The organism is Bacillus sp. JKS001846 (genome assembly GCF_900176455.1).
GTDB classification, from domain to species: Bacteria; Bacillota; Bacilli; order Bacillales; family Bacillaceae_G; genus Bacillus_A; species Bacillus_A cereus.
In genome coordinates this window covers 166,667-188,329 of sequence record NZ_FWYG01000002.1, presented here as the reverse complement: position 1 = coordinate 188,329, position 21,663 = coordinate 166,667, and the positions used below count along the sequence as shown (strand labels likewise).

Sequence of the window (21,663 nt, the reverse complement as noted above, 5' to 3'; positions counted from 1 at the left end):
CAATTTATCCTATTACAAGGGGGGATTTATCCTAGTATAAATACTACTAGGATAAATTGATAAGATAAGGGGTTTTAAAAATGAATAATAAAACAAGGCTTGAAGCTCTGTCGGCATTCTTAAAAGCTAAGCGCGCCCAAATTACTCCAGAGTCTGTTGGTTTGTCTGCCGGAAACCGGAGAAGAACACCTGGATTACGAAGAGAAGAGGTTGCACAGTTAGCAGGTGTAAGCACCACTTGGTATACATGGCTAGAGCAAGGAAGAGATATAAAGGTTTCTACACTCGTACTTGATTGTATTTCTAAAGCTTTGCAATTAAATATTGATGAAACCGACTACTTATATGACCTGGCATTCGAAACAAATTCAGAAATTACAAGTCAAAAAAAAGATCAATCAAAGATTAGCCCTTCTTTAATACGAATACTAGATGAGTTAACATATTGTCCGACTATCATTACGGATCGACATTGCCATATTGTAGGCTGGAATCCTGCAGCAGCTTATGTTTTTTTAGATTTTGAGCAAATACCGAATGATCAAAGAAATTTGATTCGTTTAGTATTCACTAGAAAAGAATTAAAAGCATTGGCCGTCAATTGGGACCATTTTGTGAAAGGTTTTCTTGCGATTTTCCGTACCTATTATGGACGCTATTTAGACGATGAATGGTACAGCCAGTTTATTAAAGAAATGAGTCATTCCCATCCAGAATTCCAGGATTTATGGAAAGAAAGTCAAGTGAGTAAGGCTCCAGACATGATAATTGAATTCAGACATGCTAAAGCAGGAAAAATGTTGTTTAATTTAACTTCTCTTCAAGTTCAAGGTGATATGGATTTACGGTGCAGTATCTACACGCCAGTAGGGGAAACAGATACTGAAAATAAATTAAAGCGATTAATGAAGAGGGTTTCCGTTGAAAATTAATAAAGTAGGTTCATTACATTAGCAAAATGATACTGATTATTAAACAAAGTCATTATTCCTTATGGGGAAAAGTGTTAACTTTACCATGGGTGGATGGCGTTAGTTGAAGGAAAATAAGCTAATTTGCATTCGAATTTCTATTTTCGGTATTCCATTATAGAGCGCTTTAATGGAGGGAAAATCACAAAAATGATCAAACTTTTTTATGAAAGATAAATAGTCAATCTCAAAAGTGGAATCAATTTTGATCAAGGATTTTTCAAACTGGATTCTTTTTCTTACCATCCAAATAAAGAAAAATATTACGCAAACTCAGATCCAAAAATCAGTAAAAAAAGTAAAAAAGCCTAACATATTAGTCATATATAATATGTTAGGACTCTTATATTTTAGGTTTCTTTGAATTTAGGTCTTGATAACGTACGATATCCGCGTTTTGTAGTTGGTAACCCTTGATGGGCTAGCACCACATACCCATCAACTGAAGGAATTGGTAGTTCCCACAAACGAAGAAAATGAGTTAAACTCTCATAAATAACTATAAAATAATAAATTTTTCGTTTTGGAGATACTTTAAAATATTAGCGTGATGAGCATGTAAGGTGACTCTTAATTAAAAATTTCAAAATATCATAAGTTAACTCTTAGAAATTCATTTTTTCTAATTTATGTATAGCATTTAACTGATTGTCCGATTAATCTTCTGTGCTACTTTTAGATCCTTAGTTTTAAATCCGCTATTTATAGCCCATCTATAAAATAGAAAAGAAACAATTGAAATGAGTACCATATCCCATCCGTAAGTTATAATATTTAACCCACCAAATCTTTCACTTCCAATGTACGATATACAAATCATAAATAATAAATACCCCACAATCCATAATCCAGCTAAAAAATTCTTCTTAAATCCAACCCATTTTGTTTTTAATTGATAATAAAAATATATAGGTAAGCCCATAAGAATAATAAACATTACTTCTCCTGTTAATGGCCATCTTGCCCAATATAATGTTAATGATGCAAAAATGAAACCTAAAGGCGCGATAATGTTTAATCTCTTTATATAGAAAGGACGATGAAAATTAGGTGCAGTTTTTCTTAGAGTCATTACTGTTATAGGTCCAGTAACATATGAAATTAATGTAGCTACTGAAATAACTTCAGCTAAAACACCCCATCCTTTAAATAAAAATAAAAAAACAAAACAAATCATTAAATTAAACATCATGGCAAATCTAGGCACACCATATATAGGATGTAATTTCCCAAAAACTTTAGGGAAATATCCATTCTTCTCCATTCCGTATAGCATGCGTGATGTGGTTGCCATATAAGTAGTACCTGTACCAGAAGGAGATACAAAAGCATCTAAATATAATACAATAACTAACCAATTAATATTTAGTGCTATCGCTAAATCAGCAAATGGTGAATTTAAATTTAAATTTGACCATCCATTAATTAACATATTGGGATTTACAGCGCCGATAAAAGCAATTTGTAATAATACATATATTATAGTTGAAATTAAAATGGATCCTACAACTGCCCGAGGAATGGATTTCCCTGGGTTCTTTGCTTCACCAGCCATATTAATTGGACTTTGAAAACCATTGAATGCAAAAATGACACCGGATGTTGCCATAGCAGTTAATACATTTGACCAATTAGATACATTAAAGTCCTGATGACTGGTAAAGTTTTCTCCATGAAATCCAACAAATAGCAATGCACCAATTGTAAGACCAGGAATTACAATTTTAAATATAGTAATTAACGAGTTTACTTTCGCAAATAAACTAACAGTCCAATAATTTAAAAAGAAATAGATTAAAATAAGTAAAGAAGCAGCTGCAAGACCTTTGGAAGTCAACATACCATTGTCTACTAAATCCTTGGCCCAACTTGCCCACTCCCAAGGCCATGAACTCATATATTGTATTGACGCTATCGCTTCAACCGGGATAACTGAGACGATGGCTATCCAATTAGCCCATGCAGCAATAAATCCTACGAAATCTCCATGTGAATATTGTGTATATTTTACCATTCCGCCAGCCTCTGGAATCATGGCTCCTAACTCACTATATGGTAAGGCAATAAATAATATTACAATCATTCCTAAGACCCAAGAAAAGATAGCGGCCCCTCCTGATATTTTGGCGGCCTTCCATGCACCAAATAACCAGCCAGACCCTAAAATCGAACCAATCCCAATCATTGTAAGTGCAAAGGTTCCTAGCTTACGTTTCATATTTTTCATTTTTCACACGCTCCTCGTTCACAAAATAAATAGAATCCTCTTATTCATTAACCTTTTACTCATATATACTCCCCACCTTTTTATTTAAAGTAAGAATGTAAGTTTTATAGACCGATTCACTATAAAGTTTATCTCTAACCAACTCTTTATAATGTATGTATACCCTCTATAACTCTCTCTAAACCTAAAAACTTTTAACGATATTTGTTTCGGAAAAACATCATAATCTAGTATGCCTCTATATTGAGGGTTCAACGAATCATGTTAGTGAAGCACTAATAACTACATTTTTTTGAGTGTACCTCTGCATTAAGAATATTTTAGTTTTAAAAGACGAAGTTCATCTTGTCTATGTTCTAAATTTGATAGGTATGAGACGCTCCCCCAGATGCATTCAAGATAGACACGAAAATGAAGGAAACTATTATAGAAATTTCTACATTTCTTTGGTAATGTATCGCTCCTTTCTTACAAAAAACTCAACTCTATTACGTTAAAAAGGTTCTTTATGAAAATATGTAGAATTAGCACATATACGGTATTTTATAAATGGAGAGGTGATTGTGTTGAAGCATTTAACAAAATCAAAAAACTCATCAACAGGCCTGAGAGGGTATTTGGAATCCTATCCGTTAACTTCATTTTTTGTAATGGCATATTTATTCTCGTGGGTTGTATTAATTCCATTTATCTTATCGAAATGGGGTATTTTTCCTAAAACAAAGGCATTTGATATTTTCTTTTTTGCCAATGCATTTGTAGGCCCTATGTTAGCAGCATATATCATGTTTCGAACCCTTGAAGGCAAAGAGTCATGGAAAAAAGTTAGAAAAAGCATCCTATCTACTAAAGTCGGTTTGAAGTGGTACTTGTTTACCCTCATCGTTATCCCCGCTGCAATGTTTCTAGGTATGGTGATATTAAATGGAGAGATACCTACTTTCCGCGACCTTAATTTTGAATTTTTTATAACCTATCTCATCTCTTTTGTAGCAATTTTCTTTCTCGGTGGACCTTTACCAGAGGAAATTGGATGGCGTGGTTTCGCTCTGCCTAGATTACAATCAAAATTGGGACCGTTAAAAGCTACATTACTACTTAGTGTTTTGTGGACTTTTTGGCATCTTCCACATTTCTTAACGGCTGCACAAAGGGGTGGACCGGGTTCTGACCTTTCTCTCCTATATATTCACTTGCCAATTTTTATTTTATTGTGTTTGCCGATCTCAATCATTCTCACTTGGATCTATAACTGTAATCACGGTAACTTATTTATTGTCATGCTAGTTCATTCAAGTGTAAATACGTTTAGCTTGGTACAAACTCATTCCACCAACGCCGTTTTAAAGAGTACAGATACATTTGTAGTGATAGGGCTGGGGTTTATTGCTTTGCTTATTCTTATTTTCACACGAGGCAACCTGGGATATAAACAAACTTCTGATGGAGTAAAGTTTAGTAACGATGAAAATATAAGTAAATAGAAAAGAGATCCCTGTAATAATAGGTTGATGGCAATGGGGTATCGCCACACATCCATCAACTTAAGGGATATTTTCAAACAAAATGTGGTTTTTTTATATAATTTTTTATTATCTTTTATAGATTTTATAAAAGTAGGCATATCAAATAAACCCTGACAGGTTTCAATTTTTTACTATGCTACCTGAGGATTAGAAGTGGTATACTCATAAACAACACCCAAAATATCAAAGACTGTCTTTTTCTCGTACCGATGAGATTTTCGTCCGTTGTGCTGTAGGAGGTTAAACAGACGAAGGAGAACCTTTGATAATTCTTGGGTGTTTTTGTGTAATGCTTGGTAAAAAAGTGAAAAATAATCCTTAATTATATACATTGCTTTATATTCACTTAGTTCTTTCTGTTTTTTACGTAATAGGAGTTCTCGCATTTTAAACATAGTAGAAGAACATAATAGAATACTAATGAGTTGCCCATAAAGATGACATTCTAATCGCTCTTGTTTAATAGATTTACAACGATGAATTTGAAACCAAGATTTCCATATTTTAAATAACAGCTCAATTTGCCAACGTAATGAATATAGGTCATAGATTTTCTCTTTTGGTACCCATTCCGTAGGAATGTTTGTCATATATACCGTGATACCTTGTAAAAGCTTCGTGCGCTCTGTATATGTAATCCCTTTTTTCTTTTCACGAATAGCTCGGTCACGTAAGCGTTTCTGTTTTTGCTCCTCGGTACATCTATAAACTACAATACGAGTAGGCAGTTTGTCTTTACTCCCTACATATACATCGTGTAATTCATAAACTTGGCCAGGTTTTAATTGTTTCATAATGTCTTCCAAATGAATTTGTATATATACTGGTTTCAATTGAGGAGGTTTTGTTTTAAATACGACTGTTTCGAACTCTTTTCTATATATTTTAGTCGGTAACTTAAGACGGGATAAATAATACCCCTGCTTGTCTTGAATAGACTTAAAGTCTTGTAGACGAAAATATCCTAAGTCACGGATATACAGCTCATTCTTTTGTATCATGTCTGTTCGAGTCGCACCATACGCCTGATCACTTCGTTTTCCTGGTTCAATTTTCACATCAGAAAACTCTCCACTCAACAAGTCATACTCTAGTTGAATTTTCACACCAGCTTTATGACTACATCCTCCGGCACCAGGATACATAGCTGCGAATCGATCTGGAACTTGAAAGGTTGTAGAATCAAGGATGCGAATGCGCTCAAAGTAGGAAGAAAGAGAATGAGAAATCTTAGATACGCCTCCAATCTTAGCCTGTAGAAGCGTAGTAAATACAGTACGAAAAAAGGCTACAGAAGCCGAGTTAAATCGCCGATTAAGTCCTTCCGGACTTAATAAAACTCCTGTTGAAGTTTCTAATTGACTACATAGTTGGGTAAGAGAGGTAGTAGCGACTTGTTGATTTAGCCATACACACAAAGATAAAAAATGATGCCCGTGGCACTTCCGTTTTCGTTTCATCCCGCCTGCTTCTATAGCTAATTGATTAAGTGTAGCGGGAGACATATATCGATATAACTCTTCGGCAAATAAAGACAACTCTTGCTTTTGATGCATATTCATAAAAAGCACGTCACCCTTTCTCATTAATATAAGAAAATAGTAACGCGCTTTTAATTTCAAAAATAGCCCGAATCCTTAAGTTGATGGATGTGGGGTATCGCCACATGCCCATCAAGCTAAGCTTATATAAGTTTAATTTCACTTAAGGTTTTTCTTTTTTCTAAAGCCCCAGTGTAAGTTCTTTAAAAATTTGCATATTAAATAAACCCTATCGGGTTTCAAATTTTTAATTACGCTACACGATTGTGAGACATAGAAAAGTTATATACGACGCCTAAGATATCAAAGACTGTTTTCTTCTCATATCTATGGGATTTTCGTCCGTTTTTCTGTAAGAGATTAAACAGACGAAATAATATCTTTGTTAATTCTTGGGTGTCTTTTTGTAAGGCTTGATAAAGTAGTAGAAAATAATCTTTGATGATATAAATCGCTTTATATTCACTTAATTCTCGTTTCTTCTTGATGAGGAGTAATTGGCGCATTTGAAACATGGTAGAGGAACAAAGAAGGATGCTAATTAATTGTCCATATAAATGACATTCTAGTCGTTCTAATTTTACAGAATTACATTGATGAATACGAAAAAATGATTTCCATGTTTTAAAGATAAGTTCAATTTGCCATCGTAAGGAGTAAAAATCGTATACTTGTTCTTTTGGTAGATATTCCAAAGGAATATTTGTAATGTAAATGTTAATTGCACTAAGCCGCTTGCTGCGTTCTTTATAGATGATTTGCTTTTTATGTTCTTTTAATGCTAAATCCTTTTGTCTACGTTTCATTTGCGTTTCAGTTAATTTATACAGAATTAGTCTTGCAGGAAGCTTTTGATACATACCAATATAAATCTTAGGAATTTCATATGTTTCACCTGACTGTAATTGGTCAATGAATTGCTCCATATCTAATTGGATGTACTCAGAATGCTTTTTTATTGTTCCATTTTGAAAGTATTCAGGCTCTTTATTCTTTTGATATATACGTGTATTGAGCTTAAGTCGGGAGATGAAATAAGCACTGTGCTCGTCTATGGTATGTAAGTCTTTTAAGTCGAAATATCCTAAATCACGTATACATACATCGTTCGGTTGCAGAGACGTTAAACAAGTAGAACCATACGTTTTATCATTGTGCTTTCCTGATCCTACATGAACATGTAGAAACTGGCCACTTAGTAAATCATACTCTAGTTGGATTTTCACACCAGCATTTTGACCACTCCCTCCTGAACCTTTGTATGTAGAAACGAATTTATTCGGAATCTGAAAATGTGTAGAATCCAATACACGAATACGCCGAAAATAGTTTGTATACAAAGTTGGAATCTTGCTAGAAGAACAAAATTGTTGGTGAAGTAAATGTGCTAAGATTTGTTGTAAAAACTGAACAGCCTGAGAATTGAAACGTTGATTGAGTCCTTCTGAACTCATAGAAATACCTGTATTAGCTTCTAATCGACTACATAATTGTGTCAATGAAGTATGGGCTATGTTTTCGCTTAGCCAAACACAAAGAGCTACTAAATCTTGTGCACGATATTTACTTTTTCGTTGAACAAATCCTATCTCTCTAGCTAACTCATTTAAAGCATGTGATGACATATACCGTTGTAATTCTTTAGAATACAATTGTAGTTCATCAGAAATCGATAAATTCATAATAAAAACGCCATCCTTTCTGTATATTTCTACAAATAGAATAGCGTTCTTTTCATTATATAGATACTAAATTATCTTAGCTTGATAGCGTTCCTTCAACAAAACGGAAATTTTACTTCCCTACGGTTAATTAATTATATGCATTTACCTTATTTCCTCTGTTTTTGATCTACATGTTACTCAATTAATACCGCTACAATTCTTACTAAATTTTTGTGTACTAACACGTCCATTGAATACAGTATTCTATCTTTCATTAAGTTTATCTTTATCCAGTTGCAGCCAATCGTCAAATAGTTGATTATCCTTTAGTTTTAGATAATGCTTCAAAAATGCAACAAACTCTTGTGTATCAACTTCTTTATATTGGTAGGTTTCATAATATTGTTTTAAAAAGTGTTCAGCTGTCTTCTGTCCTCCATTTTTGTTAAAAACATTCCACAATCCACTTGCTGACTGACCGTAGATGTAATTATTTTGCTCTTCTAACGGATATTTGTCCAAGGGAAGATTAGATGGTCTTCTTTTCATATTTGGCAACAAATCTTGATGAAACATTTCATTTATGTTTCTGTTTTCTTGCGTTGAGAAAAACAGACTTGTTGCCAACACCGCCAATCCTTCATCTAACCACGCATGATAGTAAGGATCGTTATTTATTACTCCATAAAACCATTGATGAGCTATTTCGTGTACAATATAGTTTTCTAATACTTTAGTCGGTTGCGAAACGGATCCAACTGTTACAATTCCTGGATACTCCATTCCTTTTTCATCCAAGATAATATCCAACTGTTTAGACGGATACTTCCCTATAACTTGCTGAAAATAAGCTACGGCTTTCGATGCGAGCAAGCTGGCTTCACTAAGGAGTTCTGGCTTATCTTCAACACTAAACACTCGTATATTTACGCCGTTTTCTTCTTTTTCAATCATATGTGGTTCTTTCAAAACTGCCACAAACATTTCCTTCACATTCTTTACATACATTACGTTTGTATTATTAATAGGAAATGTATCACTTTCACTTGAAGTAACTATTGTATAATCTGGTGGCACTTTTAATTTAAGTGAGAAGTCACTAAACGAGGTATGATAAAACTCACCCTTGGCACGATATGCTTGTTTATTCCAGTCCTCTCGGAATGTTGGAACCATTGGATACCATTGAGCCAAGTAATAATTTTCACGTTTTTTTGAAAAACGGTTCCCTTCTTCGGGTAAACGAAAATCATAGGAAACTCTAACATTTATGACGTTTCCAGGTGACAACTTTTCATTTAACGGTACAGTCAGGGTATCATCTGTGAGGTTGAAGGGATTTTTTTTTCCATTAACAGAGAATTCCTTCATACGAACAGTTGCAGGCTTTTCCAATTGAGGGGCATATTCCTTCGTAAAAATATTAGGGATAAAATAAAACAAGAGTTTAGACCAATCTTTGTCAGATTGATTTTGGATTGAAATTGAAGCTTCTACATTAAAAAGGCCATCTGTATTCATTTCAAGCTGAAGATCATATGCGCTTTTGCTACCTGGCTTTATATCTTGTGGGGTAAACTCCTTTACATTCTCTTTAACGGGAACTGTTCTAAAATACTTGCTCCATGTTCCGTAAATACAAATCATAAAAACGAGAGAAGAACAAATAACAATTTGAATTCTTAATGTATTTCTTTTCATATTACCTCCTTACATAAACTGTAATTTTATGGACATATTCGTCTATAACCATCTCTTTCCCTTGTATCTAGAGCATTCTTTTCAATTTCTGTTTACGTCAAATCTAATTAACAGAGATATAGACCAAAACACACATTTTTACACTATTTTGATTTATATATATAAACTACATTTTAATGTTTTGGGGTATTAGCTTTTCTTAGGTTGATGGGCATGGGGTATCGCCAACATTTCGAAAAAAAACACGTTAAGCAAATTTCAACACAAAATAGCCGGCTTTAACCCCTTTAAGGTTAAATCGGCTGTTTTATATTCAAAACTTAGTTGTTTGTAATATCAAAAGAAAATGTTTCTTTTAGTCCCTTTTTCCCTTCAGAAGTAATTTTTATTGCTCTTGTTTCAGGTAAACGTTGAACCCAATTTAATTCTAATAGTCTTTCTAGAAGTGCATTCCCTAATGCTCCCGCAAGGTGGTGACGTCTTTCACTCCAATCTAAACATTTGTGTGTGAATGAACGACGTTTTTTCTTAACCCTTTCAAGATCAATTTGAAAAGTTGTAAAGAATGACTCTCCTTTTTCAGTAACAGTAAACCCGTCCTTTTCTTCATAAATAACACCTATTTTAATTAAAGAATCTGTTAATTGTACGCCTAAATTCCCCGCAAGATGATCATAACATGTTCTTGCAAAACGCATCGCTTTATCTTCCGAAGCTTGTTTTAATGATTTAATTTCAATTGGTGGAGCTATTGATAAAAATGACTCCATAACTTGAGCAACTTCCTGATTTCGAATCCCATAATATCGGTGTCTTCCTTGTTTTTCAACTGTAACTACATTCGCATCGACCATTTTTGTCAAATGGAAACTAGCCGTCTGTGGTTTGATTCCTGCCATATATGCTAATTCGCTTGCAGGATGGAATCTACCATCTAATAAGACTGTTAATATTGCTGCACGAGAAGATTCACTGACAAGAGTAGCAATCAGTGCTACATTTGGATTTGCGTTCATTTTAATCCCCCTAATGTAATCCATATTTCGATGATAATCGAAATGTTTATATTCTACAATAAATAAGGAAGAACATATGAATAGGAGGAGAAATAAAGATAAAAAAAATGGATCAGGTTCCAAATACAGAAATTATTAAACCTAAAATTCTATACTATGGAACTCCTGTGATTTTACTAAATTCGCTAAATGAAGATGGAACAGTAAATATCAGCCCTCTGTCATCATCATGGGCATTAGGAGATTGTATTATATTAGGGATTGGACTTGGTGGGAAAGCGATTGAAAATTTAGAACGACATCCTGAATGTGTAATCAATGTTCCGAGTCCTTCATTATGGGAGAATGTTGAACAGTTAGCCCCCTATACAGGGAAAAATCCCGTTCCAGATTATAAGAAAAAGAATGGATTTACATATGAAAAAGAAAAATATGATATTAGTAGATTAACACCTACTAAGTCTAAATCGGTAAAACCTACTCGAATTATGGAGTGTCCAATTCAAATTGAGGCAAGGGTGAAACACATTCGAATTCCTGATTATTCTTCTGATTTTGCAATTGTTGAGACACAAGCTATACATGTGCATGCTCACAAGGAAATCATTATTGAAGAAAATCATATTGACCCAAATAAATGGAGCCCACTTATATATAATTTTCGTCATTACTTTGGTCTTGGTAACCAGTTAGCTAAAACCTTCCGATCCGAACTATAAATAAATATATTATCTTTTATTGAAGAAAAGTTTTTCACTAATCGGACAGAGCGCTTTTACAATCAATTATACAAGTAATCGTACAAGCTTACCTGGGGCAATAGTCTCAGGTATTTTTTCGTTCGTAGTGTTCGTTTGTTTTGTAAAACAAGGTAAATTTATTAATTCTATCAAATGCGTTAATTTGCCTATTACACATTATCATTTAATTCATATACTGTAGTAGATTACTAGAAAGGAGGCGTGAGCGTGGACAGTTGTGTTTTGTTCGTTAATGGACAACCTTTTTTAGTAGTCTCAGTTGCTGGAATTGAAATTGCTAGATTAGAGATTTCTCTTCAAGTAGCATTGACTTTAATAGCGTTAGGAATTCCAATTTGTGCGTAACCCTTAGGTATTTATTAAAAAGAGGACTTTAGTCCTCTTTTTTTATTTATCCCTTACCTTTCCTTAACAACAAACAATACGCAACCCAGACCACGGCAGGGCCTACGATAATTGTTATTGGCCATTGCTATCATCCTTTCTGTTAATATCAATTCTCTCAGTTTTAATCCAATATAATCAGTTTCTTGATTGATACTAGAAATTAAATTATCTTCACTTACAGTCGTAGTAACACTTGAATTACTCATCATCCACCCTTTTTAGGCAGGGAAAAAGAATTAGATGTTTTTTGAACCTTAACATGTCTATCTGATTTGCTGCCGCATCACTATCAAGGTGCCAAAACAAAATCTCTCTAAAGTGAAAAATCTACCTTAACTCGATAGGCATAAAGACAACAAAATCACCTCAGAAAACGAAAAAATGAGCTCTTGTTAAGAGTTAACTTAAAATTTTATTCTGGGGGTACTTCAAAACCTTAGCTTGATAGCGATGTGTTGTGATCCTATGTTCATCAGCTTAAGAAAAGTAAACACCCCCAAAAAGAAAAAACATGAATTTTTTGCTGCAAGTTAACACAAAATTTCGTCCTAAGGGTGCTATAAATTTTTAAGTTGATGGAGATACAGTGCTACCCAGAAAGTGTCTAAAAAAATTTTTATTCTGAGTTCTTGTTACTTGATTGTACCCATTCCACCAATTTTAACATGTACATTAACTTTAACATCAGCCTTTGATAATGCTTCTCCCCATTGCTTTTGGACTCCTTTCCAATCCTTATATGCATACGCTCTTGCATACACCCCAAATCCTATAGGATCAATTTCTGCTTTTTGTATTTTCTTTATTAAACCTTCTAAATCACTTTTCAACTGCTTTTCAATGCTTTTTTCTAATTCCCCTCCATTATTTCTAACATTAAAAGGAAACAGTCGTTCTGAAATCGTAATTCTCATATGTACATTTATATTAAACATAAAATGATTTTTATATTGTACGCTTGTTTTTACTTTGGTACCTTGAGTACTAAAGCTTATCCAGTGTTTTTCTTTGCTTTCAGTTTGTAACGGTACGGCAATAGTAAATGGAAATTCTCCTTCTATGTTATTCTGTAAGATACTTAATAATAAATTTTCTTTTGGTGTAATAGTGAACTTATATCTATTCTGTTCATCAAGTAATGCAGTACCTGTCAACTTTATATTCTTGTTCTTTTTAAGTGCGGTAATACTTGCTGTCATTCCTTTTTCTTTTGTTTGGTTATGAAAATCTTGAAGAGTCGTTTTTGCCGTCACATTTCTTCTATGTGCAGTCTCAATTAATTTTGTCAAGTATATAGGAAGACGTGGTTTATTTTTGGGAGTATAATAAATTATGTCTGAAACAGGTCCATCCACAGCAACAATCCTTGTAGTAACCGTGTTTTTTGGATCTCGATAAAAAGGATCTAAATAATCCGCCCACTTCTTTTGTTTTAAAAGTCGCTTACCAATCAAGATAAGTTGTGTCTTGCTTCCTGATGTCAAAGCCATAGCCATGGTATCAAATTTTTCACGAGAGTTTCGCACGGTAACAGATTTTACACCATATTGTTCCTCTTTAATCTTGGCTTCTTTATTGAAAACAGGGCTGGATAAGTACACTTTTAAATCACCATTTTCGTCCAGATCTAAACCCAGTATAAGCGTAAGTGTAACATCTTCTACATTCATTTGGTCTAAACACCCAGTGAGCAATAGTAACGGAATTAAAACACTGAATAATATTTTCTGCTTCAATATGTTTCCCTCCGAAAGTATTTTTTGTAGATTAAGTTATATATCCATAAAAATACTGGGAATAAGAAAGCTAATACAAGTCCAGCTTTCGATGTAACATTTTGAAATAGTTCAGATTCATTCCATGAGGGATGAATCCAATACGCTACTATAATAACTGCCAATAAAAAAATAGCTACTGGAATAGTATGATCTTGCTTTCCCATTAATTGAATAGAACAAAATGCAGCACCGTATACACAAGGAATCCATGCAGTAGAAACGACAATTAAGTAAATAGATAATAAAATCATATCAAATCGTTCTAGAAAACGAAATTCAATAACTTTAAGCAAGTTTAATACAGGTTGATTAAACTCTAGAATTGCATCTGGACTGAAGTATAAAAAGCAACTAACTATAGTAAATAGATAAAATACAAACGTTAAGGTATTTGCTATAATAATGCCTTGCGTTGCATACTGCTTTTTTTGCAAAAAAGGATAAAGAAAAAATGCAATTTCAAATCCTATAAAGGAAAAGATAGTAGACGGAACAGCTGAAAAAATAGGCTTCCAACCCTCTTTAAATAATGGAAGAAAGTGTAACCAGCTACCATCTTTTATCGGTATGAAGAAAAAAATTGGCATCCACATTGTCATATAAAAACATAATTCGCAGTATCGACCTATTATCCGAACACCATTGCGTGCTACTAAAAAGGTTGGAATAGAGAACAGAAACAAAATAATATAGTCTGGTGTTTTGGGGAGAAGCCAGCCCTTAATATAAAGCATGCCATTAATTAGAACTGTCCAAGCGTAAAAAGCAAAATATATCATATAAAGAATAATTACCATGGTACCAATGATTTTCCCAAACAATCGAATAACAATTTCATGTAAGGTGTCATTTGGATAATGTTTTGCTGTTTGAATTAGTAAAATACTGGCGGCCATAGAGCAAAACCAACCAATAAATAGTGCTATCCAGCTATCCGTTCCAGCTTTTTCTGCAAGTACCCTAGGAAGAGATAGAATTCCAGTTCCTACTTGTGAGGCATTAATTATAAAAATATATTGCATGACAGTGATGTCATTATATGCATATTTTTTCATATTTTCACCCTTTATCAGGATTAGTTTCTTTGTGATTCTTCGTAATATTTTTAGATTTTCTCTTCATTGACCACAAAGGAAAACGAACAAATGTATCCTTCATACCTGATATTCGAAAAGGTGATAAAGGACTACCATATGGAGTGCCTAAGGACTCTAAACTTATAAGATGTGCAAGTATAGTCATCCAGCCGATAATAATTCCTACAATTCCAAATAAAGCAGCTAATAACATCATAGGAAAGCGTAATAATCTTATTGCCAAACCCATTTCAAAATTAGGAGTAATAGAAGAAGCTATAGTAGTAATAGCAACGATAATAATCATGATATTACTCACGATCCCCGCTTGAACAGCGGCTTGTCCAATCACAATACCTCCAACAATTCCTACGGTCTGGCTAATGGGAGTGGGCAAACGAAGGGCAGCCTCTCGCATCATTTCTAAGGTAATCTCCATAAGTAAAGCTTCTATCACCGGAAGAAACGGAACGCGTTCTCTTGATTCTGCAATTGATAAGTAGAGCTGTACAGGAATAACTTCAAAATTAAATGAAATAAAAGCCACATAAGTTGCCGGTAACAATAAGGCTATAAAAAAACTTATAAAACGTAATAATCGAACAGAGGAAGATACTAACCAACGTGTATTGTAGTCATCTACCCCTTGAAAGAAGGAAATGAAATTTATGGGGGCAATCAAAACATATGGACTTCGATCCACAACAATGGCGAATCTTCCCTGAAGGATGTGAGATACAGTTGAATCAGGTCTTTCCGTCAATATGAACTGTGGAAATGGTGAATATGGATTATCTTCAATAAATTCAATTATTTCACCAGTATTAATAATCGAGTCCACCTTAATATGTTGAATTCTAGTTTCCAATTCCTTAAGTACATCTTGAGAGGCTACATCCCTTAAATATAAAATAGATACTTTAGTTTTCCCTCTACTTCCAATTAAAACCTCTTTTAATATTAACTCTTTATTAGGGATATATCTTCGTATTAAAGCTATATTCTGACTAGATGTTTCTACAAATCCTTGATGTGTCCCCTTTAAGGATATTTCATTTCTAGGTTCTGTTATATCTCTTTGTGGCCATCCTTTTGTATTTAGTTGATACCCTGTGTTTTGACCGTGAATTAATAAAATACTATCCCCTTGAAAAATAGCATTTTCGACTTGATTCCAAGTATCAATTGTTTGAATATCCCCTATTGTGACAGGTAGACCATTACTAATATCAAATGAGTTATGCATTAAAGGAGACAGTATATTATTATGAATAGATTGATTATCTGTTAATCCAGATAAGTATATCAAGGCAGCTTCTGATTCATTTACTAGTTGAAATTGACGAATTACCAAATCAGGAGCTTGTTGAAAAAGTTTTTGAAGATCATTTGTATTTTGGATTAAGTCACAGCTGATGTTATGACTTCCTATAGTTTCTTTCTGAACATTTGAATTTCTATTCTCCTGATCATTTATAGAATAACGTCCTTGTTTTAAAAATTTAAAAATAGGAAACACATCATTGACTCCCCTCAAAAAGACTTTTCAATATTTTTATTGTGTATATTTTAAAAGGATTTATTCCACTATTTAAGCTAATTTTAATAAAAGGGGTATATTCTAAACATGAAAACAGGACAAGCTATATTGCTTGTCCCATCAGGAGCAATTCATAAAGATTTTTAAAATGTCCAAATGACTCATATTGGTAAAATGAATCATTAATAGTTTGTGTAAGATCAATGTAATTATACAAAAAAGAGCAAGTGACTTCTTTAATTCCCTGCTATTACAGCACTTGTATAATAGGGGAGAATTCCGGAATTCCATTATTGTTAACATAAAAAGGATATGTACGAGACTATCATTTGTTATATAAAAAGTTAATGATTTGGCAGACAATATTTTAGATTGTCTGCCTGTGGGTTTCATGAGCTTGATTGGAAAACTAATTGTTTTCCAAGAGTGAAGCCGCTAGTTCAATCGGCTTAGAAATAGTTTATTTAAAAACAGCAAAAATATGTAAAGTGAAGTTAAATTCTAATTCTATAAATAAAATACAACAATATATAAATTTCATACTTTAAATAAGTGGAGTATCTGCGTTTTCACAACTGAGGGCGAAGTAGCATTTGCCATAGAATAGATGCTACTTTGCTTCTTCATATTGCTTAATTATTTTATATAGCGTGTTTTTCTTTAGTTCTAACATTTCCATAAACATAACAGTGTTATTTCGCCACTCTTCCATTTGGAATAAGTTTCTTCTATATTAAAAAGCCTAATTCCACAGCATTAAAATTGAGAAATTAGGCTTTTTTCGTTCCTCAATAAAATAGAAACACAGAATATAATTTGTCATAATATAGGTTTACTGAGATTTCTTTAAACTTTTAATAGCGAGAAACAGAATAATGACTGCGCTAAGTGAGAAAACGACATTACCAATCTGGTCTATGGTCCCTGTGGCCCCAATGACTGGTTCTTCGATGAAGCTGTGCCATGCGTAAGTCAGGAGTGCTCCTGCTGCTAGGGCTAACTCGTGTATATTCCCCCAACCTTTGCGCCGTGACCAATGCAAGAATAAGATCGTCATCACGGCGAACAGTAATATCCAGAAAACGACAATCCCCCAGGCATTGTACTCACGGACAATCATAAATAAACTTGAGGCTATCAGAGAAACTACACCGATTACCCAAGGATTTGGTGCATCTCCTCTTACAAAAGTGCTTGGAACATGGCCAATGCTGACAGCAATGATAATCACTATGAAAATAGCAATGAGTGTACTGATTAATTGTGTTGGAGTAGCAAGAAAATGTCCTTGTGCATACGAACCATTAAAGGTGAAGATCATTCCAGCTACGAATAACAGGCTAATTATGAATATTCCAATCTTTCCTAACCAGGGTGTTGTTTTCCGGTTAGGTATAAAGGATTCAATGAGTGCAATGGGCACGCTAGTACTCCAAACTGTGTGTAATGTAAGGACGAACAAAGTCCACCAAGCGCTTATCCCTAGTTCCGGGATAGGTGCATTACTCAGAAGATTGGCATTTGCATACGAAGGATTAAAGAGAGATTGTGTGATTAATCCTTCTTCTAAGATTCCATACGCTAACCCCATTAAGATCATTGTGGGCCATCCGTAACCTCTACGTCTGGTAATCTCCCGAATGAGAATCGACCCACAGCCATACATCAAAGCAAGAAAAGGTAATGCTGCTATTGCGCTAATTGAAATGTTTCCTAGCAAATACTCTGCAACGAGCGGTGATAAGAAGAATAGCCCGAGTGTTAGAGTAATTCGTCTACCCTTTGTTAGAGGCTTAATGGAAACAGATTTAGAATTTATATTCATCTTGTTATCCACCTTCATAACTTAGTTGTAAATCCGCATTTTCCTGATGCTTCTCCATATACCCTTGTAAAGTGTGCATACGGTTCCCGTCCCTTTTACAATCGTTTCATAATTTAATTGTAATACTGTATCTTATATGTATTTCGAAACTAATGCATCTATACCCCCAATCTATAGAAAGTGTTATCCCAAAGGTGCAAAGGCCTTCCCCATATATTAGATAAGAATTGGATGGTGAATAGTTTTTATTTTATATTAATAAAATTTTCAAAATAGGAGTTCAACTTGTTATTAGATTATTATTTTTTATAAAATAGTTTTCTCATTATTCATGAATTTTCCTATACCATTAGATACGTGTTTACTTCTTGTCCTAATCGGGTCAAAAAAGAAGGAATTCTTTTCTTTGCTCTTGAAGAGAAATATGCTCATTTGATTAGATATGAGAATCAAATAAACATATTTATAACATGGAAGGTCATAGAATTATTCGGTAAAGAGGAGTATTAATACCAGAGCATTCAATAGTTATGCGCTGATAAGGAGGAAACTAATGAAAAAGATCACTTTTAACGATTTGAACTCACAGGAAACTATGCGCAATCCCATTATGTTCTATAAAAAGCTTATCAATCAACAAGAGCGTTTCTTTCATATTGATGACTTTTATGGAATGGGAGGAGCATGGGTCGTATTGCAATATGATGATGTTGTTTCTATACTGAAAGACCCACGTTTTCTCAAAGATTTACGAAAACTCACACCGCCCCATGATAAGCAGAAGTCCATTGAGGAGAATACACCTGTGAGTAAACTGTTTGAATGGATAATGAATATGCCAAATATGCTTACGGTAGATCCTCCTGATCATACGCGCCTACGTCGGCTAGTCTCTAAATCCTTTACACCACGTATGATCGAAGAACTTCGTCCCCGTATTCAGCAAATTTCTGACGAATTATTAGCTGCTGTGCAGAAACAAGGAAAGATGGAAATTATTGCAGACTTTGCTTACCCACTACCCATTATTGTCATTTCAGAAATGCTCGGAATTCCCGCCACTGATCGAAACCAGTTTCGCAAATGGACACAAGAACTCATGAACGCCTCTGTGGACCCTAGTCAGGGGACTGCAGCTACTGCAACACTTGAAAAGTTTATTCATTACATCGAAGTATTGCTGAACGAAAAGCGCCTAAATCCTGGTGACGATTTGATAAGTGCTCTAGTTCAATCAAAAGAGCAAGAAGACAAGTTGAGTAAGAACGAGCTTCTTTCGACAATTTGGTTGCTCATTATTGCTGGACATGAAACGACAGTCAATTTAATCGGTAATGGCGTACTGGCGTTAATTCAACATCCCGAACAAATGAATTTACTAAGGCAGGCCCCTTCCCTGCTTCCTTCCGCTATCGACGAGCTATTACGTTTTGCTGGTCCAGTTATGTTTAGTAGCCGGTTTGCTGGTGAAGATATGACAATACATGGAAAGAGGATTCGTAAAGGCGAATTAATTCTGCTCTCTCTGACTGCAGCGAATATTGATCCAAAGGAATTTACTTATCCAGAGGCATTGAATATTTCACGGGAGGAGAATAATCATTTAGCCTTTGGGACTGGTATACATCACTGTTTGGGAGCTCCGCTGGCGCGTCTAGAAGGACAAATTGCATTAGGCACTTTGTTACAGCGGTTTCCTAATCTTCGCCTGGCAATCAAACCGGATCAACTGATTTATAGCCATAGTAAAATTCGTTCTCTCGTAAATCTACCAGTTGTTTTTTAATCTATAATGCGACATTAATACCGATGATAATCCAATTATCTATGGTTTTGGAACAAAGAATGATTAAAAGCGCTCTTTTCATTTGTACATAATTTCTAAAGCAAAATCCATACTATATTTAGGTCTAAATATCCAAAATCCCCATTTCGGTCTAAGACCTAATCAATCGCTCCTTTCCCTTCCTTGGGCTCAGTAGCTAGCTGCTTTTTTTCAAAATTTAATTAGACTAAGCGTATATTAATACTGGTTATGATTACAATTACGTCTACCTCTTAAGAGCACTTATATACAGTGCTCCTTTTTGATCCTGCATAACATTCCTAATGCTGGTTAAGCTATAACTGTAACTTAACGTTGCATATCTTTTTTTCTTTGCAAATGTATTGTTCTTGAGTGCAAGGGGCAGTTAGCTTTTACTAGCTGCTCTTTTCATTTTTTGGTCTTATGCACATATAAATTTAAATACGAATCTAGTATTAAACGAAACTCGTTAAAATCAGATAATAAACTCTCTTTACTAAGAGTACTTGTATAAGGGGTCACCATACATGCCCATCAAGTTAAGAAAAAAATACCCCAAAACGCGCATATGTATACGGTATACGCCCTTTTTATTTAAATATAGGGCGGTTGAAACAGGGATTCTCCACCTTTTAAAGAATTATTAATAATAACCTTAAAAAGGCATCAAGAGAGGTGAATTAATGAAGTTAAGAGTCGTTAAAAAAGAAGAATATAGTTTTATTGATGACTTTGTATACGAGATATTCAAAAATACTAACTATTCAAACGGAATAGCTGAAAGAGCTTTGGTGAGGGAAATCAGAGAAAAACCATTTTATATTCCTGAACTTGATTTAGTTGTTGAGGAAGAAGGGATTATTATAGGACACTTTATGCTTTCAAAACTTCCCATTAGTAATAGATTTGAAAATGAAATACTAATGTTATCACCTGTTTCAGTGGCAATTAATAAACAACGCCAGGGTATTGGTAAGTATATGTTGCAGGAAGGTATTAAATTTGCAACTAAAATGGGGTATAAGGGAATTATTGTTGAGGGAGATTATCGATATTATCAACGCTTTGGATTTAGTACATCAACTGAATTCGGTATCTATGCGTCCAAGAAAAATCTTCCGCCTTCTGTGGAAAACTTAATGGCTATTGAGTTGTATGAAAATGGGCTGGAGAATATTTCAGGTGAAGTAGATTATTCGATTTATAATTCATTGCAACATTGACAGCTATATGAGAAACAGTTGGCACGTTATCTCCCCTCTATAGGATTTTCCATGAAACTAGTATCTAAAAGAAAGGTGAACTTAATATGAAGCTTGAAACTAATAGACTGATTTTAAAAACCCTTGATCTTAATCTAATTGAGGCTGCGGCCCAGCGTGATATACAGGCAATCAAAGCAATGGGATACAAAACCAACGGTGAGTGGCCAGGTGCAGATTTTTTTGAAGCTTTACCCTACTTTCAGGAACTTCTGATTAAAAATAATGGAACTAAAGGATTTGACTCCTGGATCATTGTAGCGAAAGATACCAAAGAAATAGTTGGAGGCATTGGATTTTTTGGTAATCCCGATTTAGACGGTATGATTGAGATTGGCTTTGCTACTAATGAAAGTCAACGACGCAAAGGTTATTGTTTTGAAGCTGCCCAAAAATTATTAAACTGGGCCTCAAATCATGATGAGGTCAAATATATCACAGCCAGATGTGAACTTGATAATATCAATTCTAAAAATGTTTTAGTGAAATTAGGGTTCCAAATGGATCACAGAGATACAGAATTAATTTATTGGAAATATAGTAATAATGGACAAAACTTATAAGATTCGTCCGTTGCTATA

16 protein-coding genes and 1 pseudogene are annotated in these 21,663 nt (G+C 34.2%); 7 read left to right on the top strand and 10 right to left on the bottom strand.

The window, feature by feature from the left end; all coding sequences use genetic code 11:
- The first annotated feature begins 80 nt into the window (after positions 1-80).
- Positions 81-932, top strand: coding sequence for a helix-turn-helix transcriptional regulator (locus tag B9A45_RS29785; RefSeq protein ID WP_084065742.1), 852 nt, complete (start codon positions 81-83; stop codon positions 930-932).
- A 679-nt stretch (positions 933-1,611) separates the two neighbouring features.
- Here the strand turns inward: B9A45_RS29785 and B9A45_RS29780 are convergent.
- Positions 1,612-3,198 carry an APC family permease gene (locus tag B9A45_RS29780; protein ID WP_084065741.1) on the bottom strand — a complete coding sequence of 529 codons (1,587 nt, stop codon included), beginning with the start codon at positions 3,196-3,198 and terminating at the stop codon, positions 1,612-1,614.
- Between the two features lie 563 nt (positions 3,199-3,761).
- Between B9A45_RS29780 and B9A45_RS29770 the strand changes: the two genes are divergently transcribed.
- Complete coding sequence (locus B9A45_RS29770; protein ID WP_084065739.1) at positions 3,762-4,682, top strand: CPBP family intramembrane glutamic endopeptidase; 921 nt, start codon at positions 3,762-3,764, stop codon at positions 4,680-4,682.
- 173 nt (positions 4,683-4,855) lie between these two features.
- Here B9A45_RS29770 and B9A45_RS29765 read toward each other — a convergent pair whose 3' ends face one another.
- The 4 genes from B9A45_RS29765 to B9A45_RS29750 all read right to left on the bottom strand — a co-directional run bounded on the left by B9A45_RS29765 (position 4,856) and on the right by B9A45_RS29750 (position 10,646).
- Positions 4,856-6,286 carry an IS4 family transposase gene (locus B9A45_RS29765; RefSeq protein WP_001055922.1) on the bottom strand — a complete coding sequence of 477 codons (1,431 nt, stop codon included), beginning with the start codon at positions 6,284-6,286 and terminating at the stop codon, positions 4,856-4,858.
- 230 nt (positions 6,287-6,516) lie between these two features.
- A complete protein-coding gene (locus B9A45_RS29760) occupies positions 6,517-7,947 on the bottom strand; it encodes an IS4 family transposase (RefSeq protein ID WP_084065738.1) in 1,431 nt (476 codons plus the stop codon).
- Between the two features lie 246 nt (positions 7,948-8,193).
- Positions 8,194-9,630 carry a M1 family metallopeptidase gene (locus B9A45_RS29755; protein ID WP_084065737.1) on the bottom strand — a complete coding sequence of 479 codons (1,437 nt, stop codon included), beginning with the start codon at positions 9,628-9,630 and terminating at the stop codon, positions 8,194-8,196.
- 320 nt (positions 9,631-9,950) lie between these two features.
- Positions 9,951-10,646, bottom strand: coding sequence for an ArsR/SmtB family transcription factor (locus B9A45_RS29750; RefSeq protein WP_084065736.1), 696 nt, complete (start codon positions 10,644-10,646; stop codon positions 9,951-9,953).
- Positions 10,647-10,744: 98 nt separating this feature from the next.
- On the opposite strand from B9A45_RS29750, the gene B9A45_RS29745 reads away from it, so the two are divergent.
- Both B9A45_RS29745 and B9A45_RS29740 read left to right on the top strand, forming a co-directional pair.
- Positions 10,745-11,365, top strand: a complete 621-nt coding sequence (locus tag B9A45_RS29745; RefSeq protein ID WP_084065735.1) for a flavin reductase — start codon at positions 10,745-10,747, stop codon at positions 11,363-11,365.
- Positions 11,366-11,614: 249 nt separating this feature from the next.
- Positions 11,615-11,752 (top strand): DUF3956 domain-containing protein, encoded by a 138-nt coding sequence (locus B9A45_RS29740; protein ID WP_000376550.1) that lies wholly within the window; start codon positions 11,615-11,617, stop codon positions 11,750-11,752.
- 674 nt (positions 11,753-12,426) lie between these two features.
- On the opposite strand, the gene B9A45_RS29735 is transcribed toward B9A45_RS29740, so the two are convergent.
- The 5 genes and pseudogenes from B9A45_RS29735 to B9A45_RS29720 form a co-directional block, all read right to left on the bottom strand.
- Positions 12,427-13,530, bottom strand: a complete 1,104-nt coding sequence (locus B9A45_RS29735; RefSeq protein ID WP_084065734.1) for a Ger(x)C family spore germination protein — start codon at positions 13,528-13,530, stop codon at positions 12,427-12,429.
- Positions 13,527-14,627: a GerAB/ArcD/ProY family transporter gene (locus B9A45_RS29730; RefSeq protein ID WP_084065733.1), complete on the bottom strand. Its 1,101-nt coding sequence runs from the start codon at positions 14,625-14,627 to the stop codon at positions 13,527-13,529. Before B9A45_RS29730 ends, B9A45_RS29735 begins: the two co-directional genes overlap by 4 nt.
- A gap of 4 nt (positions 14,628-14,631) precedes the next feature.
- Positions 14,632-16,167 carry a spore germination protein gene (locus B9A45_RS29725; RefSeq protein ID WP_084065732.1) on the bottom strand — a complete coding sequence of 512 codons (1,536 nt, stop codon included), beginning with the start codon at positions 16,165-16,167 and terminating at the stop codon, positions 14,632-14,634.
- Between the two features lie 631 nt (positions 16,168-16,798).
- Positions 16,799-16,920, bottom strand: a pseudogene (locus B9A45_RS33025) (recombinase family protein); the annotation flags it as partial.
- A 100-nt stretch (positions 16,921-17,020) separates the two neighbouring features.
- Positions 17,021-18,013, bottom strand: coding sequence for a hypothetical protein (locus B9A45_RS29720; RefSeq protein WP_084065731.1), 993 nt, complete (start codon positions 18,011-18,013; stop codon positions 17,021-17,023).
- A gap of 553 nt (positions 18,014-18,566) precedes the next feature.
- Between B9A45_RS29720 and B9A45_RS29715 the strand changes: the two genes are divergently transcribed.
- The 3 genes from B9A45_RS29715 to B9A45_RS29705 all read left to right on the top strand — a co-directional run bounded on the left by B9A45_RS29715 (position 18,567) and on the right by B9A45_RS29705 (position 21,645).
- A complete protein-coding gene (locus B9A45_RS29715) occupies positions 18,567-19,799 on the top strand; it encodes a cytochrome P450 family protein (RefSeq protein ID WP_098296069.1) in 1,233 nt (410 codons plus the stop codon).
- 704 nt (positions 19,800-20,503) lie between these two features.
- Positions 20,504-21,043, top strand: a complete 540-nt coding sequence (locus tag B9A45_RS29710) for a GNAT family N-acetyltransferase (protein ID WP_084065730.1) — start codon at positions 20,504-20,506, stop codon at positions 21,041-21,043.
- Positions 21,044-21,129: 86 nt separating this feature from the next.
- Positions 21,130-21,645, top strand: coding sequence for a GNAT family N-acetyltransferase (locus B9A45_RS29705; protein WP_084065729.1), 516 nt, complete (start codon positions 21,130-21,132; stop codon positions 21,643-21,645).
- Positions 21,646-21,663 lie beyond the last annotated feature (18 nt).